The organism is Amycolatopsis sp. cmx-4-54 (genome assembly GCF_046548895.1).
In the GTDB taxonomy this organism is placed as follows: domain Bacteria; phylum Actinomycetota; class Actinomycetes; order Mycobacteriales; family Pseudonocardiaceae; genus Amycolatopsis.
The window spans coordinates 142,579-163,867 of sequence record NZ_JAEBEJ010000005.1 but is presented as its reverse complement, the minus strand read 5'-3'; the positions used below and the strand labels follow the sequence as shown (position 1 = coordinate 163,867).

General features: G+C 69.9%; 22 protein-coding genes. 13 read left to right on the top strand and 9 right to left on the bottom strand.

Annotated elements, in window-relative coordinates:
- Positions 1 to 11: 11 nt before the first annotated feature.
- Positions 12 to 1,016, bottom strand: a complete 1,005-nt coding sequence (locus ACLJQ7_RS17980; protein ID WP_410649344.1) for an LLM class flavin-dependent oxidoreductase — start codon at positions 1,014 to 1,016, stop codon at positions 12 to 14.
- Positions 1,017 to 1,056: 40 nt separating this feature from the next.
- On the bottom strand, positions 1,057 to 1,449 hold the full coding sequence (locus tag ACLJQ7_RS17975) for a DUF6221 family protein (RefSeq protein WP_125675173.1): 393 nt from the start codon (positions 1,447 to 1,449) through the stop codon (positions 1,057 to 1,059).
- 281 nt (positions 1,450 to 1,730) lie between these two features.
- On the opposite strand from ACLJQ7_RS17975, the gene ACLJQ7_RS17970 reads away from it, so the two are divergent.
- The gene (locus ACLJQ7_RS17970) at positions 1,731 to 2,171 is read left to right on the top strand and encodes a MarR family winged helix-turn-helix transcriptional regulator (protein ID WP_410649343.1); all 441 of its coding nucleotides are present in this window, start codon (positions 1,731 to 1,733) and stop codon (positions 2,169 to 2,171) included.
- A gap of 363 nt (positions 2,172 to 2,534) precedes the next feature.
- Here the strand turns inward: ACLJQ7_RS17970 and ACLJQ7_RS17965 are convergent, their stop codons facing one another.
- Positions 2,535 to 3,554 (bottom strand): DNA polymerase domain-containing protein, encoded by a 1,020-nt coding sequence (locus ACLJQ7_RS17965; RefSeq protein WP_410649342.1) that lies wholly within the window; start codon positions 3,552 to 3,554, stop codon positions 2,535 to 2,537.
- Between the two features lie 19 nt (positions 3,555 to 3,573).
- Complete coding sequence (locus ACLJQ7_RS17960; protein WP_410649341.1) at positions 3,574 to 4,131, bottom strand: GNAT family N-acetyltransferase; 558 nt, start codon at positions 4,129 to 4,131, stop codon at positions 3,574 to 3,576.
- A 24-nt stretch (positions 4,132 to 4,155) separates the two neighbouring features.
- Here ACLJQ7_RS17960 and ACLJQ7_RS17955 point away from each other — a divergent pair, with 24 nt between their 5' ends.
- The 8 genes from ACLJQ7_RS17955 (at position 4,156) to ACLJQ7_RS17920 (ending at position 10,525) form a co-directional block, all read left to right on the top strand.
- Entirely contained in the window at positions 4,156 to 4,842 is a 687-nt protein-coding gene (locus tag ACLJQ7_RS17955; protein WP_410649340.1) for a TVP38/TMEM64 family protein, read from the top strand.
- A 180-nt stretch (positions 4,843 to 5,022) separates the two neighbouring features.
- The gene (locus tag ACLJQ7_RS17950; protein ID WP_410649803.1) at positions 5,023 to 6,627 is read left to right on the top strand and encodes a protein kinase domain-containing protein; all 1,605 of its coding nucleotides are present in this window, start codon (positions 5,023 to 5,025) and stop codon (positions 6,625 to 6,627) included.
- A gap of 73 nt (positions 6,628 to 6,700) precedes the next feature.
- On the top strand, positions 6,701 to 7,006 hold the full coding sequence (locus ACLJQ7_RS17945) for a hypothetical protein (protein WP_410649339.1): 306 nt from the start codon (positions 6,701 to 6,703) through the stop codon (positions 7,004 to 7,006).
- Between the two features lie 19 nt (positions 7,007 to 7,025).
- Entirely contained in the window at positions 7,026 to 7,448 is a 423-nt protein-coding gene (msrB, locus tag ACLJQ7_RS17940; protein ID WP_034318341.1) for a peptide-methionine (R)-S-oxide reductase MsrB, read from the top strand.
- A 75-nt stretch (positions 7,449 to 7,523) separates the two neighbouring features.
- On the top strand, positions 7,524 to 8,327 hold the full coding sequence (locus ACLJQ7_RS17935) for a TIGR04222 domain-containing membrane protein (RefSeq protein ID WP_410649338.1): 804 nt from the start codon (positions 7,524 to 7,526) through the stop codon (positions 8,325 to 8,327).
- 113 nt (positions 8,328 to 8,440) lie between these two features.
- Positions 8,441 to 9,373, top strand: coding sequence for a TIGR04222 domain-containing membrane protein (locus ACLJQ7_RS17930; RefSeq protein WP_410649337.1), 933 nt, complete (start codon positions 8,441 to 8,443; stop codon positions 9,371 to 9,373).
- Positions 9,363 to 10,178 carry a DUF692 domain-containing protein gene (locus ACLJQ7_RS17925; RefSeq protein WP_410649802.1) on the top strand — a complete coding sequence of 272 codons (816 nt, stop codon included), beginning with the start codon at positions 9,363 to 9,365 and terminating at the stop codon, positions 10,176 to 10,178. Before ACLJQ7_RS17930 ends, ACLJQ7_RS17925 begins: the two co-directional genes overlap by 11 nt.
- Positions 10,175 to 10,525 (top strand): hypothetical protein, encoded by a 351-nt coding sequence (locus ACLJQ7_RS17920; RefSeq protein ID WP_410649336.1) that lies wholly within the window; start codon positions 10,175 to 10,177, stop codon positions 10,523 to 10,525. The genes ACLJQ7_RS17925 and ACLJQ7_RS17920 overlap by 4 nt, the downstream gene beginning before the upstream one ends.
- A gap of 61 nt (positions 10,526 to 10,586) precedes the next feature.
- Here ACLJQ7_RS17920 and ACLJQ7_RS17915 read toward each other — a convergent pair whose 3' ends face one another.
- Genes ACLJQ7_RS17915 through hemE form a run of 4 tightly spaced genes read right to left on the bottom strand, consistent with a single transcriptional unit; the run spans position 10,587 to position 15,109 of the window.
- Positions 10,587 to 11,933, bottom strand: a complete 1,347-nt coding sequence (locus ACLJQ7_RS17915) for a CoA transferase (protein WP_410649335.1) — start codon at positions 11,931 to 11,933, stop codon at positions 10,587 to 10,589.
- Between the two features lie 11 nt (positions 11,934 to 11,944).
- A complete protein-coding gene (hemQ, locus tag ACLJQ7_RS17910; protein ID WP_192745353.1) occupies positions 11,945 to 12,637 on the bottom strand; it encodes a hydrogen peroxide-dependent heme synthase in 693 nt (230 codons plus the stop codon).
- A gap of 25 nt (positions 12,638 to 12,662) precedes the next feature.
- Positions 12,663 to 14,042 carry a protoporphyrinogen oxidase gene (gene hemG, locus ACLJQ7_RS17905; protein WP_410649334.1) on the bottom strand — a complete coding sequence of 460 codons (1,380 nt, stop codon included), beginning with the start codon at positions 14,040 to 14,042 and terminating at the stop codon, positions 12,663 to 12,665.
- A complete protein-coding gene (hemE, locus tag ACLJQ7_RS17900) occupies positions 14,039 to 15,109 on the bottom strand; it encodes a uroporphyrinogen decarboxylase (RefSeq protein WP_410649333.1) in 1,071 nt (356 codons plus the stop codon). The genes hemG and hemE overlap by 4 nt, the downstream gene beginning before the upstream one ends.
- A gap of 88 nt (positions 15,110 to 15,197) precedes the next feature.
- Here hemE and ACLJQ7_RS17895 point away from each other — a divergent pair, with 88 nt between their 5' ends.
- The 3 genes from ACLJQ7_RS17895 to ACLJQ7_RS17885 all read left to right on the top strand — a co-directional run bounded on the left by ACLJQ7_RS17895 (position 15,198) and on the right by ACLJQ7_RS17885 (position 18,866).
- Positions 15,198 to 15,761, top strand: coding sequence for a DUF3000 domain-containing protein (locus ACLJQ7_RS17895; RefSeq protein WP_034318088.1), 564 nt, complete (start codon positions 15,198 to 15,200; stop codon positions 15,759 to 15,761).
- A gap of 1,054 nt (positions 15,762 to 16,815) precedes the next feature.
- Positions 16,816 to 17,532, top strand: a complete 717-nt coding sequence (locus ACLJQ7_RS17890; protein WP_034318331.1) for a response regulator transcription factor — start codon at positions 16,816 to 16,818, stop codon at positions 17,530 to 17,532.
- Positions 17,533 to 17,600: 68 nt separating this feature from the next.
- The gene (locus tag ACLJQ7_RS17885; protein WP_410649332.1) at positions 17,601 to 18,866 is read left to right on the top strand and encodes an HRDC domain-containing protein; all 1,266 of its coding nucleotides are present in this window, start codon (positions 17,601 to 17,603) and stop codon (positions 18,864 to 18,866) included.
- A gap of 119 nt (positions 18,867 to 18,985) precedes the next feature.
- Here ACLJQ7_RS17885 and ACLJQ7_RS17880 read toward each other — a convergent pair whose 3' ends face one another.
- Positions 18,986 to 19,642: a TetR/AcrR family transcriptional regulator gene (locus tag ACLJQ7_RS17880; protein WP_410649331.1), complete on the bottom strand. Its 657-nt coding sequence runs from the start codon at positions 19,640 to 19,642 to the stop codon at positions 18,986 to 18,988.
- 177 nt (positions 19,643 to 19,819) lie between these two features.
- Between ACLJQ7_RS17880 and ACLJQ7_RS17875 the strand changes: the two genes are divergently transcribed.
- Entirely contained in the window at positions 19,820 to 21,286 is a 1,467-nt protein-coding gene (locus ACLJQ7_RS17875; RefSeq protein WP_410649330.1) for an amino acid permease, read from the top strand.
- Positions 21,287 to 21,289 lie beyond the last annotated feature (3 nt).

Sequence of the window (21,289 nt, the reverse complement as noted above, 5' to 3'; positions counted from 1 at the left end):
CCCGCGTTAGATCAGGCCGGGGACAGGCTGCGAAGCCCGGCGACCTCGGCCAGCGCGCGATAGGAATCCAGGCGCTCGGCCTGGTCGAAAGTACTGGTGGTCACCAGGATCTCGTCGGCGCCGGTCTTGGCGACGAGATCGGCGAGCCGGTCGCCCACCTCGTCCGGGGTGCCGGCGATCTGCCCGTCGAGCGCCCGGTCCAGCCGTTCCCGGTCTCGGTCCGACAGCGGCCCGGCGAGGATCTCGTCCACCGGCGACAGCGGCGGGAAGACGCCGTGCGTCCGCGAGTAGACCGTCGACCACGCTTCAGGGATCAGCAGCCGCCGGGCACGTTCGGCCGTTTCGGCGACCGCGATCGCCGTCGACACCACGACGTACGGCCGCGACGCCTGCGCGGACGGGCGGAACCCGGCGCGGTATCCCTCGATGGCTTCGAGCAGCGGTCCCTCGCCCCGGACCGGCGCGATGACCAGCGGCAGCCCCAGTTCCGCGGCCAGTCGCGCCCCGGCGCCGGTGGCGAGCAGGAACGCGGGCACGCGCAGACCTTCCGCGGGGATGGCGTGCACACCCGGATACGCCGTCTGATCGCCCGCGAGGAAGCCCAGCAGTTCCCGGACCTGGTCGCCGAAGCGGTCCGCGTCGTCCTTCTCGTGCCCCAGCGCCTGCCGGACGCCGCCGGTGAACCCGACCGACCGGCCCAGCCCCATGTCGATCCGGCCGGGGAAGAGCGATTCGAGCACGCCGAACTGTTCCGCGACCACGAGCGGCCGGTGGTTCGGCAGCATCACGCCGCCGGTGCCGACCCGGATCCGCTCGGTCGCCGAGGCGACGGCGGCCGCCAGCACCGTGGGCGCCGATCCGGCGACGCCGGGCACGCTGTGATGTTCGGACACCCAGAATCGGTGATAGCCCAGCGTTTCGATGTCCCGCGCGAAGGCGACCGTGTCCCGCAAGGCGCGGGGCGCGTCGCCACCGCGGCGGGTCGGAGACCGGTCCAGTACCGAAAGCGTGATCACCCTCGGGTCAACGCGTCCGGACCCGGCGGGCATTCCCCGCTCAGGGGCGCCAGCGCTCGCTGTAATCCGGGTGGTCGGCGTGCGGCAGGGCCAGCAGCCGCAGGGTCAGGCACCAGTTCGTCCCGGCCTCGTCGGCGGGCACATGGCACGTCTCGCACCAGTACTCGTTGCCGTACAAGGGAAATCCGGGGACCTTCTCCGAGACCGTGGTGCGGTGCGCCTGCAGGAGCCGCCGGGTCGCCTCGATCTCGTTGATCATCTGGTTGACCGTGTCGAGTTCGATGTCGTTCAGCGAACGGATCTTTTTTTCGATGACGACCTTGGTCTCACCGCGAGTGAGCGATTCGTTGATCTCGGTTTTCTTGACCGCCTGCATGATCAACGCCTGGCGTTGCCCCACACGCGCGGCGAGAAAGGCGATCAGGTCGTCCACGGGTACTCCTTCGTCTCCCCCAGCCTAGTGTTCGGAGGGAAATGTCGCTGGCAGGAAGCCCGTCGTTACGGCCGGGTCCCGTGCGTCACACAGTCTCATATCGATCCACCGCGCGACGGTGACTGGTTTCTGGATCGACACGAAAGCGCAATCACTCCGGGAGCAAAACGAAGAACGAGCGCGAATCGATCACCGATACCGCACGGCTCGTCACGAAACGCATACCGGCAGGTATACAGTCTTAGTTGCGCAGTTCAAACTGCGGGATCTAGCCTGCGGTCATGACCGAGAACGCCTCCACGTCCGGCGCCCGCGCGGCCCATGACCTCCACCTCGCCTTCGGCAGGCTGCGGCGCCGCCTGCGGGAGAACTACGGCGGTGGCGACCTCACGCCGTCCCAGACGTCCGTGCTCAGCCGGCTCGACAAGGATGGTGAAGCGTCGGTCAGCGACCTGGCCGCCCTCGAAGGCATCCGCCATCAATCGGTCGCCACCACCGTCGGTGTCTTGGTGGAGCGGGGTTTCGCCGATCGCCGTCCGGATCCCGGGGACGGAAGGCGTCAGCTGGTCTTCGTCACCGACGACGGCCACGCCTTCCTCGAAGAACGCCGCCGCGCCGGGGAGGGCTGGCTCGCCCAGATCTTGGAGGCGCGGTGCACCGAAGCAGAGCGCCGCACGCTGATCGAAGCGGCGGCTCTGCTGGAACGGGTCGTGCGCCGGTGAGCCGTCGCGGACCGCTCGCTGGGCCGGGTCGGGCGGGCTTATTGAGGGGTAAGGCAAACGTGTCGTGGTGCTCGTGATCGGTCGCCGAGCGACTGTGCCTCCGCCTCCCTGTGGTCACTAGACGTGATTGGTAGATGTGTGAGTGTCACCGCGGGTGAGGGGCGTGTGGAAATAGGGACGTTCAACGTCTCTATTTCCACACACCCACCCGCATCTCCGGCGGTCTGGCCGTCGTGACCGGGCCAGTCACGCGGGGACCGTGTGGATTTCCGGTCATCCAACGCCCCACAATCCACACAGTGTGTGCCCTGGGGCCGAACGTTCCGCAGGCACCACGAACCCGCCACGTTGACTGACCCCTCACTAAGTGTCGTCGCGCGCCTTGCTCGGCTGGACGCGCTTCGGCTCGCCGGGCATCTTCGGATAGTCCGGCGGATACGGCATCTCGCCGAGGCCGTGGTCGCGTTCGTCCCGGGCGTACCATTCCAGCAGCGTCTCGATGCCGAACGCCTGCTCGTCCATCGGCGCGTGCAGGTCGCCGCGCTCGGTGTAGAAAGCGCCTGCGGTGAGGACGTCGAAGTCGTCCGGGTCGACCTCGGTCAGCAGATCCCAGGTCAGCGGCGTCGACACCGTCGCCCGCTGGGTGCCGCGGACCGACCAGGCCGACGCCACCGTGCGATCGCGCGCGGCCTGGTTGTAGTCGATGAAGACCCGGCCGCCGCGCTCTTCCTTCCACCACGAGATGGTCGCCTTGTCCGGGATCCGGCGCTCGACCTCGCGGCCCAGCGCGATCACCGCGTGCCGGACGTCGATGAAGTCCCATTCCGGCCGGATCCGCACCAGGACGTGCACGCCACGACCGCCCGAGGTCTTCGGGTAGCCGACCAGCCCCGCCGCGTCGAGGACCTCGCGCACCACGCCCGCGACCTCGACCGCGTCGGCGAAACCCGCCTCGTCGGGCGGGTCCACGTCGATGCGGAGTTCGTCGGGATGGTCGACGTCGGGCCGCCGCACCGGCCACGGGTGGAAGTCGAAGGTGCCCAGGTTCGCCGCCCAGGCGAACACGGCGGGTTCGGTCGGGCAGACCTCCTCGGCCGTCCGACCGGACGGGAAGGTGATCTTCGCGGTCTCCACCCACTCCGGGGCGCCCTTCGGCACGCGCTTGGCGTAGAACCACTCGCCCTCGACGCCGTCGACGTAGCGCTTCAGCGTCGTCGGCCGCTCCCCGATCGCGCGCAGCAACGGCACTCCGACCGCGACGTAATGCTCCACGACCTGGCGCTTCGTGATCCCCCGGGCCGGGAAGTACACCTTGTCCGGGCTGGACACGCGGACCTTCCGCTCGCCTACTTCGACCTCGATCGACTCACCGTTCTTGGGCATGCGGACACCGTATCGCCGATCAGGGCCGGGGATCGGTCTTCAGGATTGCCATCGTGACGACGTCATGCCACTCGCCGTCCCACCACAGCGCTTCCCGCTGAAGCCCCTCGCGGACGAACCCGGCCTTCTCGTAGGCGCGCCGGGCCCGCGGGTTGTAGTCGAAGACCTCCAGCGAGACGCGGTGCAGGCCGACGATGTCGAACGCGTAGCCAAGGACCAGCTTGGTCGCCTCGGTCCCGTAGCCGTTGCCGTAGAACTCCGGCCCGTTCAGCGCGATGCGGAACGACGCGGAGCGATTGTCCTTGTCGATGTCGGTGAGCGCCAGATCGCCGACGTGCGCGCGATCGACCTCGCGCAGGATCGCGTAATCCGCGCGGTCGTCGAGGCCTCTCCGCCCGGCGAGCCAGGTCCGGATCTGCTCGGGGGTGAACCGGGTGTGCGTCCCGGTCAGCCGGGTGGTTTCGGGCTCCTGCAGGGCCTTCCACGCGGTCTCGAAGTAGGTTTGGTCGAGCTGGGTGAGCACGACGTTCTCGCCGGTGAGTTCAGGTTGCGTCCGCAGCGCCTCGGTGTCGACCACGGCCAATACCGTACGGTGGACGCAGTGTCCGGCCGTACCAAATTAATCCTCGCGCTCACCGTGCTCGCCGTCTTCGTGGCGGCCGCGGTCCTGCTGCCGATCCCGAGTCCGGCCGGGCTGCGGGCCTGGGCGGCCGAGACCGGCCCGGCCACCCCGCTGGTGTTCTTCCTGGTCTATTCGGTCCTGACCGTGGCGCCGATCCCCCGCACCGTGTTCAACCTGGCGGGCGGGCTGCTGCTCGGCGCCACGACGGGCATCGTCGTCGGCATTCTGGCGACCACGGTCGCGTCGGCGCTCTCGTTCGCTCTTTCGAGGGCACTCGGCCGCGATCTGGTCACCCGGCACCTGCACCGGGCGAAGGTCCGCGCGGTCAACGAGCGGCTTTCGGACGGCGGCGTCCTGGCGATCACCTCCTTAAGGCTGATCCCGATGGTGCCGTTCGCTCCGTTCAGTTACCTGTGCGGAGTGTCATCGGTCCGTTTCGCCCCGTATCTGATCGGGACCGCGCTCGGCAGCCTGCCGGGGACGGTCGCCGTCGTCGTCCTCGGCGACGCGCTGACCGGGGAAACCCCGCCCGCCCTGCTGATCTGTTACGCCGTGTTCGCCGCGGCGGGGGCCGTCGGGCTGGTCAAGGTCTTCCGGCGCAAAGGCCTGCCGGTGCCCGATTCGAGCGAGGAAGAAGAATTGCCCGCCTCCTCACCGGCGAGCTGACGGGGAGCCGAAACCGCCGCCCGCTACACTCGATCGGGTGCGCGGGACCTGTCAGGTCGCGTAACGCCACCATCACCCGGGATGTGTTCGTCAAAGAATGTGTCAGGAGCAGTCGCCATCGACACCGGTCAGCTGATCGCTGGGCACTACCGCCTGGTCGAGCAAATTGGTAGCGGTGCCATGGGGGTGGTCTGGCGTGCCATCGATGTCCGCCTCGAGCGCTCGGTGGCGGTCAAGCAGATCCTCCCGCAGCCAGGTGTCTCCGAGGCCGAACGCGACAACATGCGCCAGCGCGCCATGCGCGAGGCGAAGAACGCGGCCCGTTTCCAGCATCCGAACGCGATCGTGGTGTTCGACATCGCCGAGCACGGTGGCGATCCCTGCCTGGTGATGGAGTACCTGAACGGCCCGAGCCTCTCGGCGATCATCTCCGGGGAAGGCACGCTGCCGCTCGGGCGCGTCGCGAAGATCGGCGAGCAGGTCGCGTCGGCGCTGGTCGCCGCGCACCGCGCCGGGATCGTGCACCGCGACGTCAAACCGGGCAACATCCTGATCGACGAGGCCGGTACCGCGAAGATCACCGACTTCGGCATCTCCCGCGCCGCCGGTGACATGACGCTCACCCAGACCGGCCTGATCGGCGGCACCCCGGCGTACCTCGCGCCCGAGCTGGCGCGCGGCTCCGACCCGGTGCCCAGCTCCGACGTCTTCGCGCTCGGCGCGACGCTCTACCAGGCGATCGAGGGGCAGACCCCGTACGGGAACAGCTCGAACCAGCTGGCGCTGCTGTACGCGGCCGCGAACGGCCAGATCAACCCGCCGCAGCAGGCGGGCCCCGCGACGGCGCTGCTGATGAGCCTCCTGCGCACCGAGCCCACCGAGCGCCCGACCATGGCCGAGGCCAGGGAACGTCTCGCCGCGCTGGCGGCGAACGAATCCGCCGCGGGCACGGCGGCGTCGCCGCGGCTCTTCGGAGCGGGCGGCGGTAGACAGCCCGCCGTGCCCGACACCCCGGGACACGGCATCCCCGGCGGAGACCGACCGCCGTGGCAGCGGACCGACAAGCCCGCCCAGTCCGCCGCGGCGACTCCCCCGCAACCCACCAAGACCCACACGCCGACGGCCGCCTTCATCCCGATGCGCTCGCCGTCCGCGCCGCCGAACACGCCGCCGCGGCCGGTCGCCGCGATGAGCCCTCCGCCGTCCGCGGCCGCCCCGATGCGGCCGTCGCCGGCCAAGCCCGCCGACGCCAAGCGCAAGGCCGTCCTGTTCGCGGGCGGCGGCGCCGCCGTCGTGGTGATCGCCGTGATCGTGTTCCTGGTGCTGAATTCGGGCAACGGGGGCAACACCCAGGGCGGCAACAACGCCGGGGCGAACCCGCAGACCAGCGCCTCTGCGCCCAAGCCGAGTGCCCCGTCCTCGTCGCGTGCCGCGCCCGCGGGTCTGGGGAAGACCCCGAGCGAGAAGATCACGAGCTACTCGAGTGTGGGCGGGTTCCTGCTGGACTTCTTCGATACCGGGAAGATCGGCACCACCCAGAGCTGGAACAAGCTGACGGACGCCGCCAAGGCCGTCTATGGCTCAGAACAGGCTTTCGCCGATTACTGGACCGCGCACAAGGTCACCGGCTCGGAGAAGGCACGAGCCGACAGCGGTGGCGGAAACCCCGACGGGTCGATCGACATGAACATCACGATCAACGGCGGCCCGCGGCCGGCCCTGCGCGTGATCCAGGTCGGCGGCCAGTACTACATCGACGCCGACACGCGAGTACTCGGCGATTGACGCAGCGTGGCGGTGGTGAGACCCGCCTCGCTGGTGGTAGGCCAATCGCCGCTCGTGGCTTACTGTTGCCGGTATGGCCGATAGCGGACCTTTCGGACCTGGCCAGAATCCTCGCTTCCAGGAGGATCTGGTAGGCCTCGACCCGTACGATCCCGAAGCCCGGGCCTTCGCCGAGCATCTGGACCGCATCGAACGCTGCGGCCCGAATTTCACCGTGGAAGCCTGCCTCGACGGTGTCTCCGATTTCGCCGACTCCAGCAACCGCCTCGGTGGTCTGCGCTGGTGGATTTCGGCACTGGTCGTGATCCTCATCGTGCTCGGCGTGATGGTCACCGCATGGGACATCATCGGCCGGGCCATCGCGTGGCTCGCGGGGTAACGTGGAACCGGTGAAAGGCATGAAACCCGTTGTCGGAGCCACGCCGCGCGTGGTCAAGTCCGAGCAGGAATGGCGGGAACAGCTCAGCCCCGACGAGTACGCCGTGCTTCGCCAGGCGGGCACCGAGCGCCCCTTCACCGGTGAGTACACCGATGAGAAGACCACCGGGGTCTACCAGTGCCGCGCCTGTGGCGCCGAACTGTTCCGCAGCGACACCAAATTCGAGAGCCACTGCGGCTGGCCGTCGTTCTACGACCCGGCCGACACCGACGCCGTCCTCCTCCGCGAGGACACCACCATGGGGATGCGCCGGATCGAGGTGCTGTGCAAGTCGTGCCACAGCCACCTCGGGCACGTCTTCGAAGGCGAGGGTTACGCCACGCCGACGGATCAGCGGTACTGCATCAACTCGATCTCGCTGAAGCTCGTTCCCGAGTCGTAACCGAACCAAGCGAACCACCGCCCTCTTCGACGCGTTCACGATGAACACGACAGCGTCGGGGAGGGCGGTGTTTTCATGAACGGACCTTGGGGAATCTCCGGACCGGCTTTCGACTGGCTCTACGCGCCGGCGATCGCGTTGCCTGCCACGCTCGCCTGCCTTCACGCGCTTTGGCTCCGGCGCGGCTTTCACGACGGCGGCCGGCTGCCGAGCGTGCGGCACGTGGCGGCCTTGGCGGGCGGTACCGCGCGGGTCACCGAAACGGTGGTCGCCTCGATGCTCGAACGGGACCAGGCCCGGCTCGGCGGTTCGGGCAGGCTCTACCGCACCCCGCTGGTCCCGGTCGATCCACTGGGGCGGGAGCTCGCCGGTGAGCTGTCGTCGTTCCCGGACCACGGGCTGCGGAGAACGATGAGCCGCGGTCCGGCGATGCGGGCACTCCGGGCCGAACTGGCCGGTCGCGGCCTGGTCGTCGCCGAAGAGCGACGACGGCTGACGTGGAGGATCACCGCCTTCGTCTATGCCGCTCTGCTGGGGATCGGGACGGTCCGGTGGATCGCCACCGGCGGCACCGTGGTCCTGACGGTGCTTCTCGTCGTCGCACTGGCCCTGCTGATCGTCACCCTCCGGCTCGGCCGAACCGACTACGAGGGCAGGACGACGACCGCGGGCCGCGCGGTGCTGGCCGAGGCGGAGCCGGATCGAAGCCTCGTTTCGGGTGCGGCGGGCGCGGTCGCCCTCGGTGGCTTCGCCGCGTATCCCGATCGGGAGTTCGCCGCCATCCTGAGCCGCTACGGCGGGCGACCTGGCAAGGACACCCGCACCTTCGGCTGGGGTGACGGGCCCGGTTCGAGCACCTGCGGGACCGGCGGCTACTGACGGCCCAACTGCCGTGGTGAACACCCCCTCCGGATGTTCGAATCACGGAACCACGACCGGACGGAAAAGCGTCCTACTACGGTAAATGCACCTGCTCGTGAAAGGCCCGTGCGATGGAAGACACCTGGGGCATCCCCGGACCTACTTTCCTGGCGATCTATGGCGCCCTGCTGGTGTTCCCGCTGGTCGTCGGTCTCCTGTGGACGGTCGCGGTCAAGCTGGGCGCCAAGGCACCGCGCGCCACCGTGAGCGGATCGGAGCCGACGGTTTACGAACTCGCCTATCTCGCCGGCGGCCCGGACCGGGTGGTCGACACGGCCATCGCGGCACTGGTCGACCGCGGGACGTTGCGGGTCAGCAGCACGAAGCAACTCCAGCTCACCGGTCCCGAGCCCGCCGACCCGATCGAAAAGGCCGTCGCCAAGGGCGCGCGACCGGGGTACAACGCCACGACCCGCGGCATCCGCGACCGGTTGCGGATGTCGGGCCCGATGCAGGCGCTCGCCAAGGGACTGGAGGAGCGGGGGCTCGTCGTGGCGGACCGGTCGCCCCTGATCCGCCGGGTCGTGTTCTTCCTATACCTCGCCGTGCTCGGGCTCGGTGTCGTACGCCTGATCGCCGGTATCTCCGGTGACCGTCCCGTCGGTTTCCTCATCCCGCTGCTGATCGCGGCCGTGTTCGCGACGCTGGTCGCCCGGGCGGTCAAGAACAAGCGGTCGGGCCCGCGGCCGACCGGCGAGGGCGGCCGGCTCCTCCACCGGGCCAGGTCCGCCCACGGGCGGGAGCGCAAACGCGGTATCCCCAACGGGCCGGGATTCGCGGGCGCGGGCGGGGGTGCCTTGCTGGGCGGCGCCGCCGCGGCGGTCGCGTTCGGCGGCCTCGCCTACTACCCGGACGAGGAACTGAGCGCGGCCCTGATCCCGCCTCCGGTCTCCGGTGGTTTCGGCGGCGGTTCGTCCGGCGGCGGATCATCGTGCGGTAGCGGCGGCGGAAGCTCGTGCAGCAGCGGCGGCAGTTCCTGCGGAGGCGGTGGCTGTGGTGGCTGACGGGCCCGGCAGGCTCGGGATCGGCATCGGCTGGCGGCACGAGCTGGACCTGTCGATCGCGCGGCTGCCTGGCGTCGACTGGGTCGAGGTCGTCGCCGAGAATCTGCACGCCGGGCACCTTCCCGAAACCCTGGTCGCGTTGCGCGACAAGGGAATGCCGGTCCTGCCGCACGCGGTGTCGCTGTCGCTGGGCGGGGCCGAGCCGCTGGACACCGCACGCGTCGAGCATCTCGCGGAGGTCACCCGCGAACTCGGCGCGCCGATGGCCAGCGACCACGTGTGCTTCGTGCGCGCGGGCGGGCTCGACTCGGGCCATCTGATGCCGCTCCCCCGCACCCGGGAGGCGCTCGACGTCTTGGTGGACAACGTCAAACTGGCCCAGTCCATCGTGGAGGCCCCGTTCGCGCTGGAGAACATCGCGGCGGTGCTGGACTGGCCGGACGCGGAGTTCACCGAATCGGAGTTCCTGCGGGAGCTCACCGGCCGGACCGGCTGCCTGCTGATCATCGACGTCGCCAACCTGTACGCCAACGCCCGCAACCTCGGCACCGATCCCGAACGCTTCCTCGACGAGATCCCGTGGGAACGGCTGGCGTACACGCATATGGCGGGCGGTGTCGAACGCGACGGCGTCTACCACGACACGCACGCCCATCCGGTGGTCCCGGAGGTCCTGGACCTGCTGCGCGAACTTCGGCGCCGTACCGAGCCGCCGGGGGTCCTGCTGGAACGCGACGACGACTACCCGTCCGACACGGAACTGGCGGCCGAGCTGGCCGCGTTGCGGGAAGCGGTCTCGCCGTGACGTCGCCCAGGGAGCGGCTCGCCGTCCAGCAGGCCGAGCTGCTCAAGGCACTCCTCGCGGGAGGAGACGCCCCGGCGGGCTTCGACGCGGACAGGCTCCGTATCGAGGCGAACGTCCTGCGGAACAAGCAAAGCAGGCTGGCCGCCTACCTCCGCCCGGATCTCGCCGAGGCCCTCGGCGACCGGTTCGCCGCTTTGTTCCGCGAGTACGCGTCGAGCCATCCGAAGACCGACGCGATCCGCGCGCGGACCTACGCGGACGCTTTCGGTGCGTGGCTCGTGGAGCGCGGCGAAGTCCCCAAACCTCCGGGACGCCTGGCGAGCTGGCTCCGCCCACGCCGCGTTTAGTCCTCTGAATGCGGGCGGGGTTCGGTGCACGCCAGCGTTTAGTCCTCTGAATGCGGGCGGGTCACCAGACCGGGCGGTCGCTTCCGGGTACGTGCGTCGCGTCCGTCCACTGTGGATTCGAGCCGGGCAGCGTGCCGGGCATCTTGACCCGGGTGACCCGGCCGAGCTGGCCGTCGACGTCCTCCAGCCATTCGCCGCCGTCGAAGCCGGCAGGCCCGGGTTCCTTGCGTCCCAACGAGTTCAGCCACTCCCCGGTCCCGGCGAGCGAAGTCCGGACATGCTGACTGCCGCCTTCGGTGGCCGCCCGGCGGACGGCGGTCATGATCGCCGCCGCGGTGAGCCAGCCGGTCGCGTGGTCGAGTGCCTGCACCGGAAGTGGTCCCGGCCCGTCGAGCCCGGCCGTCTTGCCGCCCTCGTCGGCGATCCCCGACGCCATCTGCACCAGGCTGTCGAACCCGCGCCTGCGTGCCCACGGCCCTTCCCAGCCGTAGGCGGACAGGTCCGCGACCACGATGCCCGGCCGGAGTTCGGCGATCGCTTCCGGTGAGAAGCCCTTGGCCACCAAGGATCCCGGCCGGAAACCCTGCAGAACGACGTCGGCGCGGGCGATCAGCTTGCGCAGCCGCGAGCGCCCGGCCTCGGTCTCCAGGTCGACGTACGCCGAGAGCTTGCCCATCCCGGTGTCGACGGCCAGCGGCGGCACGGTCGGCAGCTGGGCCGACCCGATGTGCATGACGGTGGCGCCGTGCGCGGCGAGCACGCGGCCCGCGACCGGCCCGGCGATGACGTGGGTCAGGTCCAGGATCCGCACCCCGCCCAGCGGCCGGTCGGATTCGAACAGCCGCACGGGTTCCGACGGCCCGAGCGACCGAATTCCGGCGACCGGCAACGCCGACGACGCCCGCCCTTGCTTGTGCGCCAGCCACTCCTCGCGGGAACGCAGCACGGCGGCGGCCCCGCCGGCGCCGATCACCGCCGACTCGACCTCGTACTTCGACTTGGCCGCGACGACCTTCTCGAACGCCGCCCGGGTCGCGGGCACGCCCAGGCCCCAGCACACAGCGGAGACATGACGCGGGTAGTTGCAGTGCAGCCGCACCCAGCCGTCGTTCGCGCGGTAGTCGCCGGACAGCGGCGCGCTGAACGGCACCGGCTCCCCGTCGACGCGGACGTACTGCTCGCTGTGGAACGACGCCGCGGCGTGCCGGGTGTCGACCGAGACCTTGCCCGGCTCGATTCCCCGCAGGCGCAACAGTTCCCCGGCGGCCAGCGTCGCCGCGGCGATACTCGTCGTCGCCGCCTCCTCGACCCGGAAGGTCCCGGGCAGCACCGACTCCGGGCCGGTGATCTCGACGGCGTCTTCGGCGAGGGTGTCGCCGGTGAGCGTGGTCCAGACGCGGGTGTCCACGGAGGCCTTCACTAGGGCAGGAGCGCGATCAGCTCGGCCGGTTCCACCTTGGTCCCGGTGTAGAACGGGATCTCCTCGCGCACGTGGAGGCGGGCCTCGGTGCCGCGCAGATGCCGCATCAGGTCGACGATGCGGTGCAGTTCGTCGGCCTCGAAGGCCAGGATCCACTCGTAGTCGCCCAGCGCGAACGACGCGACGGTGTTGGCGCGGACGTCAGGGTAGTCGCGGGCCTCCTTGCCGTGGTCGGCGAGCATCTTGCGGCGCTCGTCGTCCGGCAGCAGGTACCACTCGTAGGAACGCACGAACGGGTAGACGCAGATGAACTTGCGGGCCTCTTCGCCGGCGAGGAACGCCGGGATGTGGCTCTTGTTGAACTCCGCCGGGCGGTGCAGCGCGACCTGGCTCCACACCGGCGCCGACGCGCGGCCGAGCGGAGTGTGCCGGAAGCCGCTGTACGCCGCCTGGACCTGCTCGATCTCCTCGGCGTGCCACCAGATCATGTAGTCGGCGTCGGCGCGCAGTCCCGAAAGGTCGTAGACACCGCGGACGACGACGCCCTTGGCCTCCAGCGCGTCGAGGTACTCGGTGGTCTCCGCGGTCGCCTTCTCGCGGTCCTCGCCGAGCTTGCCCTGCTCGGCCCGGAAGACCGACCAGGCGGTGTAGCGGATGGTGTCATTGAGCTCGTTGTAGTTCAGCCGCGCCATACCGCCATCTTGGCACTGCCGGTGCTCAAGAGCCCTCGTGGGTCGGTGTGATCCCGGCGATGCGGCGGGCGGCCGCGTCGGCGGTGGCGATACACGCCGGGAGCCCGACACCGTGCAGCGTCGCGCCCGCCACGGCGAGACCGGGGACGGCGGCGACGGCACGTTCGATCCGCTCGACGCGTAGGAGGTGCCCGGTGCCGTACTGCGGGAGCCCGCCGCCCCAGCGGGTCACCAGGGTGTCGATCGGTTCGGCGGTGACTCCGGTCAGCCGCGCCAGATCGTCGCGGACCACGCGGACGAGTTCGTCGTCTTCGGCGTGCAGCGCTCCCGGTTCGCCGAAGCGGCCGACCGAGCCACGCACCAGCACCGGGCCTTCGCCGTACTGCGCCCACTTGCGGGAGGAGAAAGTGAACGCCTTGGCGGCGAACGGCTTCCCGGCCGCGTCCCGCTCCCCCGCGCCGATCAGCACTCCGGACGACTCCGGCAACGCGGTCCCCGGCGGAAGCGCGAGGGCGACCACCGCCATCGACGCGAGTTCGACCTTGGCGAACACCGACGAGGCCACACCTGCGACACCGTCGAGCAGCCGTCGTGCCGAAGGCGCCGGGACGGCGAGAAGAACGGAGTCGGCGTCGAGGTCGTCGACCTTCCAGCCGGTGGCGGTGCGCTCGAGCGCCGTCACCGTGGTCCCGGTCCGGATCTCGGCGCGGGACAGCTCCGCGAGCCGCGCGATCAGCGTCCCGAGTCCGCCCAGCAGGGTGCCGAAGACCGGCGCCGTACTCGGCGAGGCGGGCATGAGCGACGCGGCGCCTTCGGTCAGCGAAGCCGCTCCACGATCGATCGCGGACGCGAGACCGGGCATGGTCGCGCGCAGGCCGAGCCCGTCCGCTCCCCCGGCGTAGACCCCGCCGAGAAGCGGGTCGACGAGCCGGTCCACGAGTTCGTCGCCGAAGCGCTCACGCAGCAACGGGCCGAGCGGCACGTCCTCGGCGGGCAGTTCCAGCGGAGACAGCGACGCCTCGGCCTCGACCAGGGCGCGGCCTTTCTCCGACAGCACCCCCGCGACCGCGTCGGCCGAAGCGGGAACACCCATGACCGTGCCCGCCGGCAGGCCGAGCACGGAGCCGCCGGCGTGGATCTTGGCGCGGGCCTTGGTGGGGTGGACGAGGCTTTCGCCGAGTCCGACCTCGCGGACCAGGGCGAGCGCCTCGGGGCGGCGGGCGAGGAAGGCCTCCGCGCCGACGTCGTAACGCTCACCGGCGAGTTCGACCGTGCGGAGTTTCCCGCCGAGCGATCCTGTCGCCTCGAAGACGACGATCCGGGCGTCTTCACCGAGCAGCGTCCGCAGCCGGTACGCCGCGGTCAGTCCCGAGATGCCGCCACCGATGACGGCGATCGTCCTCATGGGAGCTCGTGCACCAGCCCGACCACGCGCGTCAGAACGTCCGGGTCGACGCCGGGCAGCACGCCGTGGCCGAGGTTGAAGATGTGACCGTCGGCCGCGCGGCCCTCGGCGTGGATGCGCCGGACCTCCGCTTCGAGCACCGGCCAGGACGCGTGCAGGAGCGCCGGGTCGAGGTTGCCCTGGACGACACCGCCGCCGAGCCGCCGGACCGCTTCGTCGAGCGGGATGCGCCAGTCGACGCCGACGACGTCCGCGCCCGCGTCGCGCATGGCCACCAGCAGCTCGCCCGTGCCGACGCCGAAGTGGATCCGGGGCACGCCGTAGCCCGCGACCGCGGACAGCACCTTCGCCGAATGCGGCAGGACGAACTCGCGGTAGTCCCGCTCCGACAGTGCGCCCGCCCACGAGTCGAAAAGCTGGATCGCGTCGGCCCCGGCGTCGAGCTGCGCGGACAGGAAGGTGATCGCCATGTCCGCGAGGCGCCCGGCCAGCTCGTGCCACAGCTGGGGCTCGGAGTGCATGAGCGCCTTGGTGTGCTCGTGGTTGCGGCTCGGCCCGCCCTCGATGAGGTACGAGGCCAGGGTGAACGGCGCGCCCGCGAACCCGATCAGCGGCGTCTCGCCCAGCGACCCGACCAGCAGCCGGACCCCTTCCGCGACCCGCTCCACCTGCTCCGGCTCCAGCACCGGCAGCGCGCGCACGCCCGCGGCGTCGCGGATCGGCTCGGCGACGACCGGGCCGGTGCCCGCGACGATGTCGATGTCGAGGCCCGCCGCCTTGAGCGGGACGACGATGTCACTGAAGAGGATGGCCGCGTCGACGCCGTGACGGCGGATCGGCTGGAGCGTGATCTCGGCGAGCATCTCGGGGTCGAAGCACGCCTCGAACATCGAAGTGCCCTCGCGCAGCGCCCGGTACTCGGGCAGCGACCGGCCCGCCTGGCGCATGAACCACACGGGGGTGTGGGCCGGGCGTTGGCCGCGCGCGGCGGCCAGGAACGGCGCACCGGGCAGGGCGCGACGGGCCGCAGGGACGGTCTGCGCGGGAGAAGCGGCTGAAGGAGACATCACGGTTCATGGTGCCATGTGCGCTCCGAGGCCTTACTCTCGGCGCGTCTACGCCCCGAACCGGACGATCGCGTCTTACAGTCGGTTGGTGACCGCGATGACGTCAGTACCCGATCTCTTCCGTGAAGCCGTCGCGGCGTTGCAATCGGTCCGGCCCCGCCCTGAAGTCCAGCTGGAGACGATGCGCCCGCCGCAGCGCCTGGCGCCGTGGTCCTACGCGGTGAGCTGCGAGGTCGAAGGACCGGCGGACGTGCTGGCGTCGGGACGGCTGGTGCTGCTGCACGATCCGGAGGGCCAGGAGGGCTGGGACGGGGTCCTGCGGCTGGTCATGTACGTCCGCGCGGAACTCGACCGGGAGCTGGCGACCGATCCCTTCCTCCCCGCTGTGGGCTGGTCATGGCTGACCGACGCGCTGGAGAGCTCCGGCGCGGATTGGACGGCGCTGGGCGGAACGGTCACCGAGACGTCGTCGGCCCGCTTCGGCGACATCTCCGGGCCCGCGCGCACCGACGATCTGGAACTCCGGGCGTCCTGGACGCCGACGGACGCGGCGCTGCGGCCGCACGGACAGGCGTTCTGCCAGGTGATGGCGAGCGTCGTGGGGCTGCCGCCGGTGGGCGTGACCCTGTTCGAGCAGCGCCAGTCCTCCTGAACCGCTTCGAGCCTGTCGCGGGACCTCAAGCCTCCGCAGCACCATCAGCCACACCGGCTGCGCGTGAAGGCCCCTTCCTTGCGCTTAAGTACAGGAAGGGGACCTTCACGTACTTAAGCGCTTCGAGAGGACTCGCCACTCCCAGGCGTCTCCCGAAGCCAGTGGCAAGGCCGTGAAGGCCTCCTTGAGGGACTCTGAGTCCCTCAAGGAGGCCTTCACGGCCTTGCCATCGGTCGCGACACGCCGGATTCCCGGCAATCGAGACATAGCATTTGGGTTATTTTGCGATTTCCGGCCAGCTAGCGACGCTAGGAAAGCTAGCGGCACTAAAGGTCCTTTGCTCCCCCTCGCGAATCCGTGAAGGCCTCCTCCCTTGCCCTCAAGGTAGGCAAGGAGGCCTTCACGGACAGCCGCGACGCGAGCGAAGCGCCCGAGGACCCCTCGACTGCTCCGCCTGCGAGCCTCTCAGAGCGCCTGTACGCCGCCCAGCGGCACTTCCGGGCCATCTGGACTAGACCAGCTCCGACCAGCGCGGAAGCGACCGCTCAGAGGTCTGGACCACCACGTTCGTGCTAACCCGGCTGTCACCGTCCGCAACAAGATCGAACCCGGCCGCGAGCACCCCGAGACGCTTCCGGAGCGTCACCGCCATCGTTACCGAACGGAGCGATCATGACTCTCCGCGAAGTTGATCAAGCCCCACGCCGAGAGCGGTTTCCGGGCTCCGGCACACTTCTCTCCGAGCCTCCCAAGCAGAGGCACCGGCAGGTGCACGGCCCATCTGCACAGTCGGTCGAGCCCCGGTAACTCAAGTCCATCGTGTTCTTTCGGCGATGTGTTAGCCACCGGCTGTGTACTAGCCCGATCGTGTTACTACGAACTCCCTGAGTGACCACTGGTTTGAGATAGATACCCATTCGATCCCCCCGCGAAGGCCTCAGGGCGGCTACAGTGCCATCGACGACACCACTTTCGGTCTAAAGCTGGCGCGGCTAAACGGCCGAAAGTCCCGGTGCCGGTCGGGGGGCACGACCGACTCCAGGGAGGTAGTGACGTGGCTACCGTCGGCATTTCTCAGGCCGTCCGATCCACGCCAGCCGGTTCATTGCCGGCGAGCATGGTTCCGCACCCGCGGGAAGAGCTTTTTTCCGTGTTGGTGGTCGATGACCACCCGCTGTTGAGGGAGGCAATCTCAGCAAGACTCGCACAGATGGGTGCGGGCACCGTCCACGAGGCCGCCACGGTGGCCGAGGCGAGGGCGCGAGCACAGGCCACCGGGCCTTGTGACCTGGCGATCCTCGATCTCGGACTGCCGGATGGCAGCGGCATCGAGCTGGTTACGGAACTTCGTAGCCATGGCTGGCCTCGAGTAGTGGTGCTCGCTTCATCAGACGACCCGTACGCGGTCAGGTCGGCGTTCCAGGCCGGCGCCCAGGCATACCTGCTCAAGTCGGCATCGCCGGTCGTAGTGACCGACGGCGTCCGCAGGGTGCTCGAGGGCGGCGTCTACGCGGACCCGAGCGTCGCACCGGTCCTGGCCACCGGCACCCGAGTCGCCGGCACCGACAACACCCCGCGCGAGCTTTCGGCGCGCGAGGTCGAGGTGCTGCAGCTCGTGGCCGACGGCCAGAGCAACAAAGAGATCGGCGAGGAACTCAGCCTCTCCGCTCTCACCGTGAAGTCTCACCTCTCCCGCATCGGGCGCAAGCTCGGCACGGGTGACCGGGCTCAGATGGTGGCGCTGGCCATGCGTGCCGGCGTGATCCGCTGACAAAGGCGAACAGCCCTGCGGGGCGGGCGGACCAGGCGCGGCCCGCTCGTCCCGTAGGGTCTTCACCTATGGAAGGCGACCGACCCGGAGAACCGCAGACGGACCCGAAGACCGGCACCGACGACACCGGTGGACCGGTCCTGCTGCGCGAGCCCGCCGAGGGCACTCCACCGGTGATCGCCGACGCGACCGCCCTCGCCGAAGCCTGCGCGAAGATCGCGGGCGGCAGCGGGGCCATAGCCGTGGACACCGAACGCGCGTCCGGCTATCGATACTGGCCGAAGGCCTACCTCGTGCAGCTGCGCCGCGAAGGTGCCGGTTCCTTCCTCATCGACCCCATTCCGCTCGAAGGTCAGCTCGAACCCCTCGCGGAAGTGCTCAACGACGCCGAATGGGTGTTGCACGCGGCCTCTCAGGACCTGCCGTGCCTCGCCGAACTCGACCTGCGCCCGAAGAGCCTCTTCGACACCGAACTCGCCGGACGGCTCGCCGGGTACGAACGGGTCGCCCTCGGCACCCTCGTCGAACTCCTCCTCGGCTACCAGCTGGAGAAGGGGCACAGCGCTGCCGACTGGTCGAAGCGTCCGCTTCCCGTCGACTGGCTGAACTACGCCGCCCTCGACGTCGAGCTGCTCATCGAGCTGCGAGAGAAGCTCGAAGCCGACTTGGCCGCACAGGGCAAGCTCGAATGGGCACAGCAGGAGTTCGAGGCCGTCCGCACCGCGCCGCCGCCCGCCCCTCGGGCCGAGCCGTGGCGCCGGACGTCCGGCGTGCACAAGATCCGCAGCGCCCGCGGCCTCGCCGCCGTGCGCGAACTGTGGCAGGCACGCGACGAACTCGCCCGCAAACGCGACCGCGCGCCGAGCCGGATCCTGCCCGACAGCGCGATCATCAACGCCGTCACCGCGGACCCGAAGACCGTCGAGCAGCTGCAGGCGCTGCCGGTGTTCAGCGGCCGGGTCCAGCGCAAGTACACCGCGAGCTGGCTGCGGCATCTGCAGGCCGCCCGCGCGCTCCCCGCAGGCGAACTGCCGACCCCTGCGCAGCAGACCGACGGGCCGCCGCCGGTGAACCGGTGGTCGGACAAGGATCCCGACGCCGCCGCCCGGCTCAGCGCCGCCCGGGCGGCGCTGTCCGCGATCGCGGAGGACCGGCGGCTCCCGGTGGAGAATCTGCTGCTGCCGGAGCTGGTGCGCCGCACCTGCTGGCGTCCGCCCGCGGACCTCAGCGAAGACTCGGTCGCCCAGGTCCTCCGCGACGGCGGTGCCCGGCCTTGGCAGGTCGAGCTGACGGTGGCGGTGCTGAGCAAGGCACTCCACGCCACCCCCGCCTGACCGGCTCGCCTTCTTCATCGTCACGGCACGCAGGTGCCCAGACGTTGCGAAAGCCACTTTCACAACGTTCACCGTTGCGAAAGTGGCTTTCACAACGCCACTCCCCAGCCCTGCCCGGGTCAGCCCTCCAGTAGCCCCCGCGCGGCCTCGCGCACGGCGGCGTCCGGGTCCCCGACACCGGTGAGCCTCAGCACTCCGTCGGCCCCTTCGACGGCGTGCGCCTCGACGTCCAGGTCCGGCTGGTCACGCCGGACGATCGCGATGCTTTCGACGAGCCCGAACACGAGATCGGTCCGGATGCCGCGAACGTCTCCGTGGACGCCGGCCGCCGCGACGAGCGAGCCGTAGACGCGTTTGAGTTCCGCCCGTTCGGCCCGGAAGCGCGCCAGCCGCGGCGACGAGATCTCGGGCAGCAGGTACAGGGCGCCGAGGTTGTGCCGCGCGCTGCCGAGCAGGTGGATGTCCGCGTAGGCCAGCGCCCACAGCCGCGTGCCGACCGGCGCGAGCTTGGCCGAAAGCCCGCCCGCGACGTCCAGTGAGGGCCGGACGGTGTCCTCCAGCAGCGCCGCGAGAATGTCCTCTTTGGACGGAAAGTGGTAGTAGAGCGACGCCTGGCGCAGTCCGGCGCGTTCGGCGATGGCCCGTGTGGTCGTCGCCGCGTACCCGGCGCCGGTGAACAGCTCCCCCGCCGCGTCCAAGACGGCGAGCCGCGCCTCCCGTTTGCTCGCGGCGGCGCCGCTGGCTCTCGGCCTGCCCACCCCGGTCGTTTTCGTCATCTATCCGATCCTGCCATTTCTCCGCGAAGATCTTTGTTACGTCCGGCGGTCGGCCCAGGTTACCGAATCCGGTATCTGTTAACACCGCGCTTACCCGGCGGAGATCGGAAGGATCCCGCACGCGCTTAATTTCGGTCAGCCGATCGAAATCCGGCCCTTGAGACAGGAGCCTCCTCAATGCCTTCCGAAGACCTTTCCGCCTTCGGGTACCGTCAAGAACTTCGCCGGACACTGGGCGGTTTCTCCGCCTTCGCCGCCGGTTTCTCCTTCGTTTCCATCCTGACCACGGTGTTCCAGCTGTTCGCCTTCGGCTATTCCTTCGGCGACACGCTGTTCTTCTGGACCTGGCCGCTGGTGATCACCGGGCAATTGCTCGTCGCCCTCAACTTCGCCGAACTCGCCGCCCGATTCCCGCTGGCCGGATCGGTTTACCAGTGGGCGAAACACCTCTCCCCCGGATTCGCGGGCTGGCTCGCCGGCTGGATGATGCTGGTGGGCTGCGTCGTGGCGCTCGCCGGTGCCGCGATCGCGCTGCAGGTCGTCCTCCCGTCGGTCTGGGGCGGGTTCCAGCTCGTCGGCGGGGATCCGGCGATCACCTCCCCGACCGGCGCCAGCAACGCGGTCCTGCTCGGCACCCTGCTGATCGTCCTCACCACCGCGATCAACGCGGGCGGCGTGCGGCTGATGGCGCGGATCAACGACATCGGGGTCGGCGCCGAACTCGTCGGGGTCGTCGTGCTGATCATCGGTCTCGCGCTGTTCGCCGTCCGCGGCCCGCAGGTCGTGCTCCAGCCCGCCGGCGAAAGCCCGGGAGCCGGTGGCGTTCTCGCTTCGGCGCTGATGGCGGCCTACGTTCTGTACGGTTTCGACACCGCAGCCTCGGTCGCCGAGGAGACCAAGGACGCCCGCCGCATCGCCCCGCGCGCCGTGCTTCGCGCGCTGTTGATCTCCGGGGTCGGCGGGCTCGCCGTCGTCGTCACCGCGCTGATGGCGGCACCGAGCCTGACCGACGGGCAGCTGGCGGGGAAAGGCCTGCCGTACGTGATCACGGCCGTCTTCGGCGACACACTCGGCCGGGTGTTCCTCGCCGACGTCGCGATCGCGGTCGTCGTCTGCACCCTGACCATCCAGACCGGCACCGTCCGGTTGATCTACTCGATGGCCCGCGACGGCGCGCTCCCCGGCGCCAGGAGGCTTTCCGCGGTCAACGCCCGCACCGGTACGCCGATCGCGCCCGCGGTGCTTTCCGGGGTGCTCGCCATCGGGCTCCTGCTGCTGAATCTGGGAAATCCGACGATCTTCAGCACCATCACCGGCACTTCGGTGGTCGTGGTCTACCTCGCCTATCTCCTGGTGACCGGGCCGCTGCTGGTGCGGCGCCGTCAAGGCCGGTTCAGCGCCGAACCCGGTCATTTCTCCCTGGGACGATGGGCTATTCCGGTCAACATCGCGGCAGTAGGGTACGGCGCGATGATGATCGTCAACATCGCTTGGCCACGAGCCGCGATCTACGACCTGGCGGGCACCGGTTCCGTCTGGGTCCTGTTGTTCCCGATCGAGTTCGTCGGCGCCGCGCTGCTCACCGGCTATCTCTGCTGGCGCCGCCGCTCCGCGCTCACCACGGTTCCCGTCCCCGCGACCTGAAGG

Excerpts from the sequence above, each read along its gene's own strand:
- ACLJQ7_RS17880 (WP_410649331.1), bottom strand. The coding sequence starts at position 19,642 with ATGACGAAAACGACCGGGGTGGGCAGGCCGAGAGCCAGCGGCGCCGCC.
- ACLJQ7_RS17935 (WP_410649338.1), top strand. The coding sequence starts at position 7,524 with ATGAACGGACCTTGGGGAATCTCCGGACCGGCTTTCGACTGGCTCTAC.
- ACLJQ7_RS17885 (WP_410649332.1), top strand. The coding sequence starts at position 17,601 with ATGGAAGGCGACCGACCCGGAGAACCGCAGACGGACCCGAAGACCGGC.
- hemQ (WP_192745353.1), bottom strand. The coding sequence starts at position 12,637 with ATGGCGCGGCTGAACTACAACGAGCTCAATGACACCATCCGCTACACC.
- ACLJQ7_RS17950 (WP_410649803.1), top strand. The coding sequence starts at position 5,023 with ATGGGGGTGGTCTGGCGTGCCATCGATGTCCGCCTCGAGCGCTCGGTG.
- ACLJQ7_RS17875 (WP_410649330.1), top strand. The coding sequence starts at position 19,820 with ATGCCTTCCGAAGACCTTTCCGCCTTCGGGTACCGTCAAGAACTTCGC.
- ACLJQ7_RS17930 (WP_410649337.1), top strand. The coding sequence starts at position 8,441 with ATGGAAGACACCTGGGGCATCCCCGGACCTACTTTCCTGGCGATCTAT.
- hemE (WP_410649333.1), bottom strand. The coding sequence starts at position 15,109 with ATGTCTCCTTCAGCCGCTTCTCCCGCGCAGACCGTCCCTGCGGCCCGT.
- ACLJQ7_RS17970 (WP_410649343.1), top strand. The coding sequence starts at position 1,731 with ATGACCGAGAACGCCTCCACGTCCGGCGCCCGCGCGGCCCATGACCTC.
- ACLJQ7_RS17965 (WP_410649342.1), bottom strand. The coding sequence starts at position 3,554 with ATGCCCAAGAACGGTGAGTCGATCGAGGTCGAAGTAGGCGAGCGGAAG.
- hemG (WP_410649334.1), bottom strand. The coding sequence starts at position 14,042 with ATGAGGACGATCGCCGTCATCGGTGGCGGCATCTCGGGACTGACCGCG.
- ACLJQ7_RS17945 (WP_410649339.1), top strand. The coding sequence starts at position 6,701 with ATGGCCGATAGCGGACCTTTCGGACCTGGCCAGAATCCTCGCTTCCAG.
- msrB (WP_034318341.1), top strand. The coding sequence starts at position 7,026 with ATGAAACCCGTTGTCGGAGCCACGCCGCGCGTGGTCAAGTCCGAGCAG.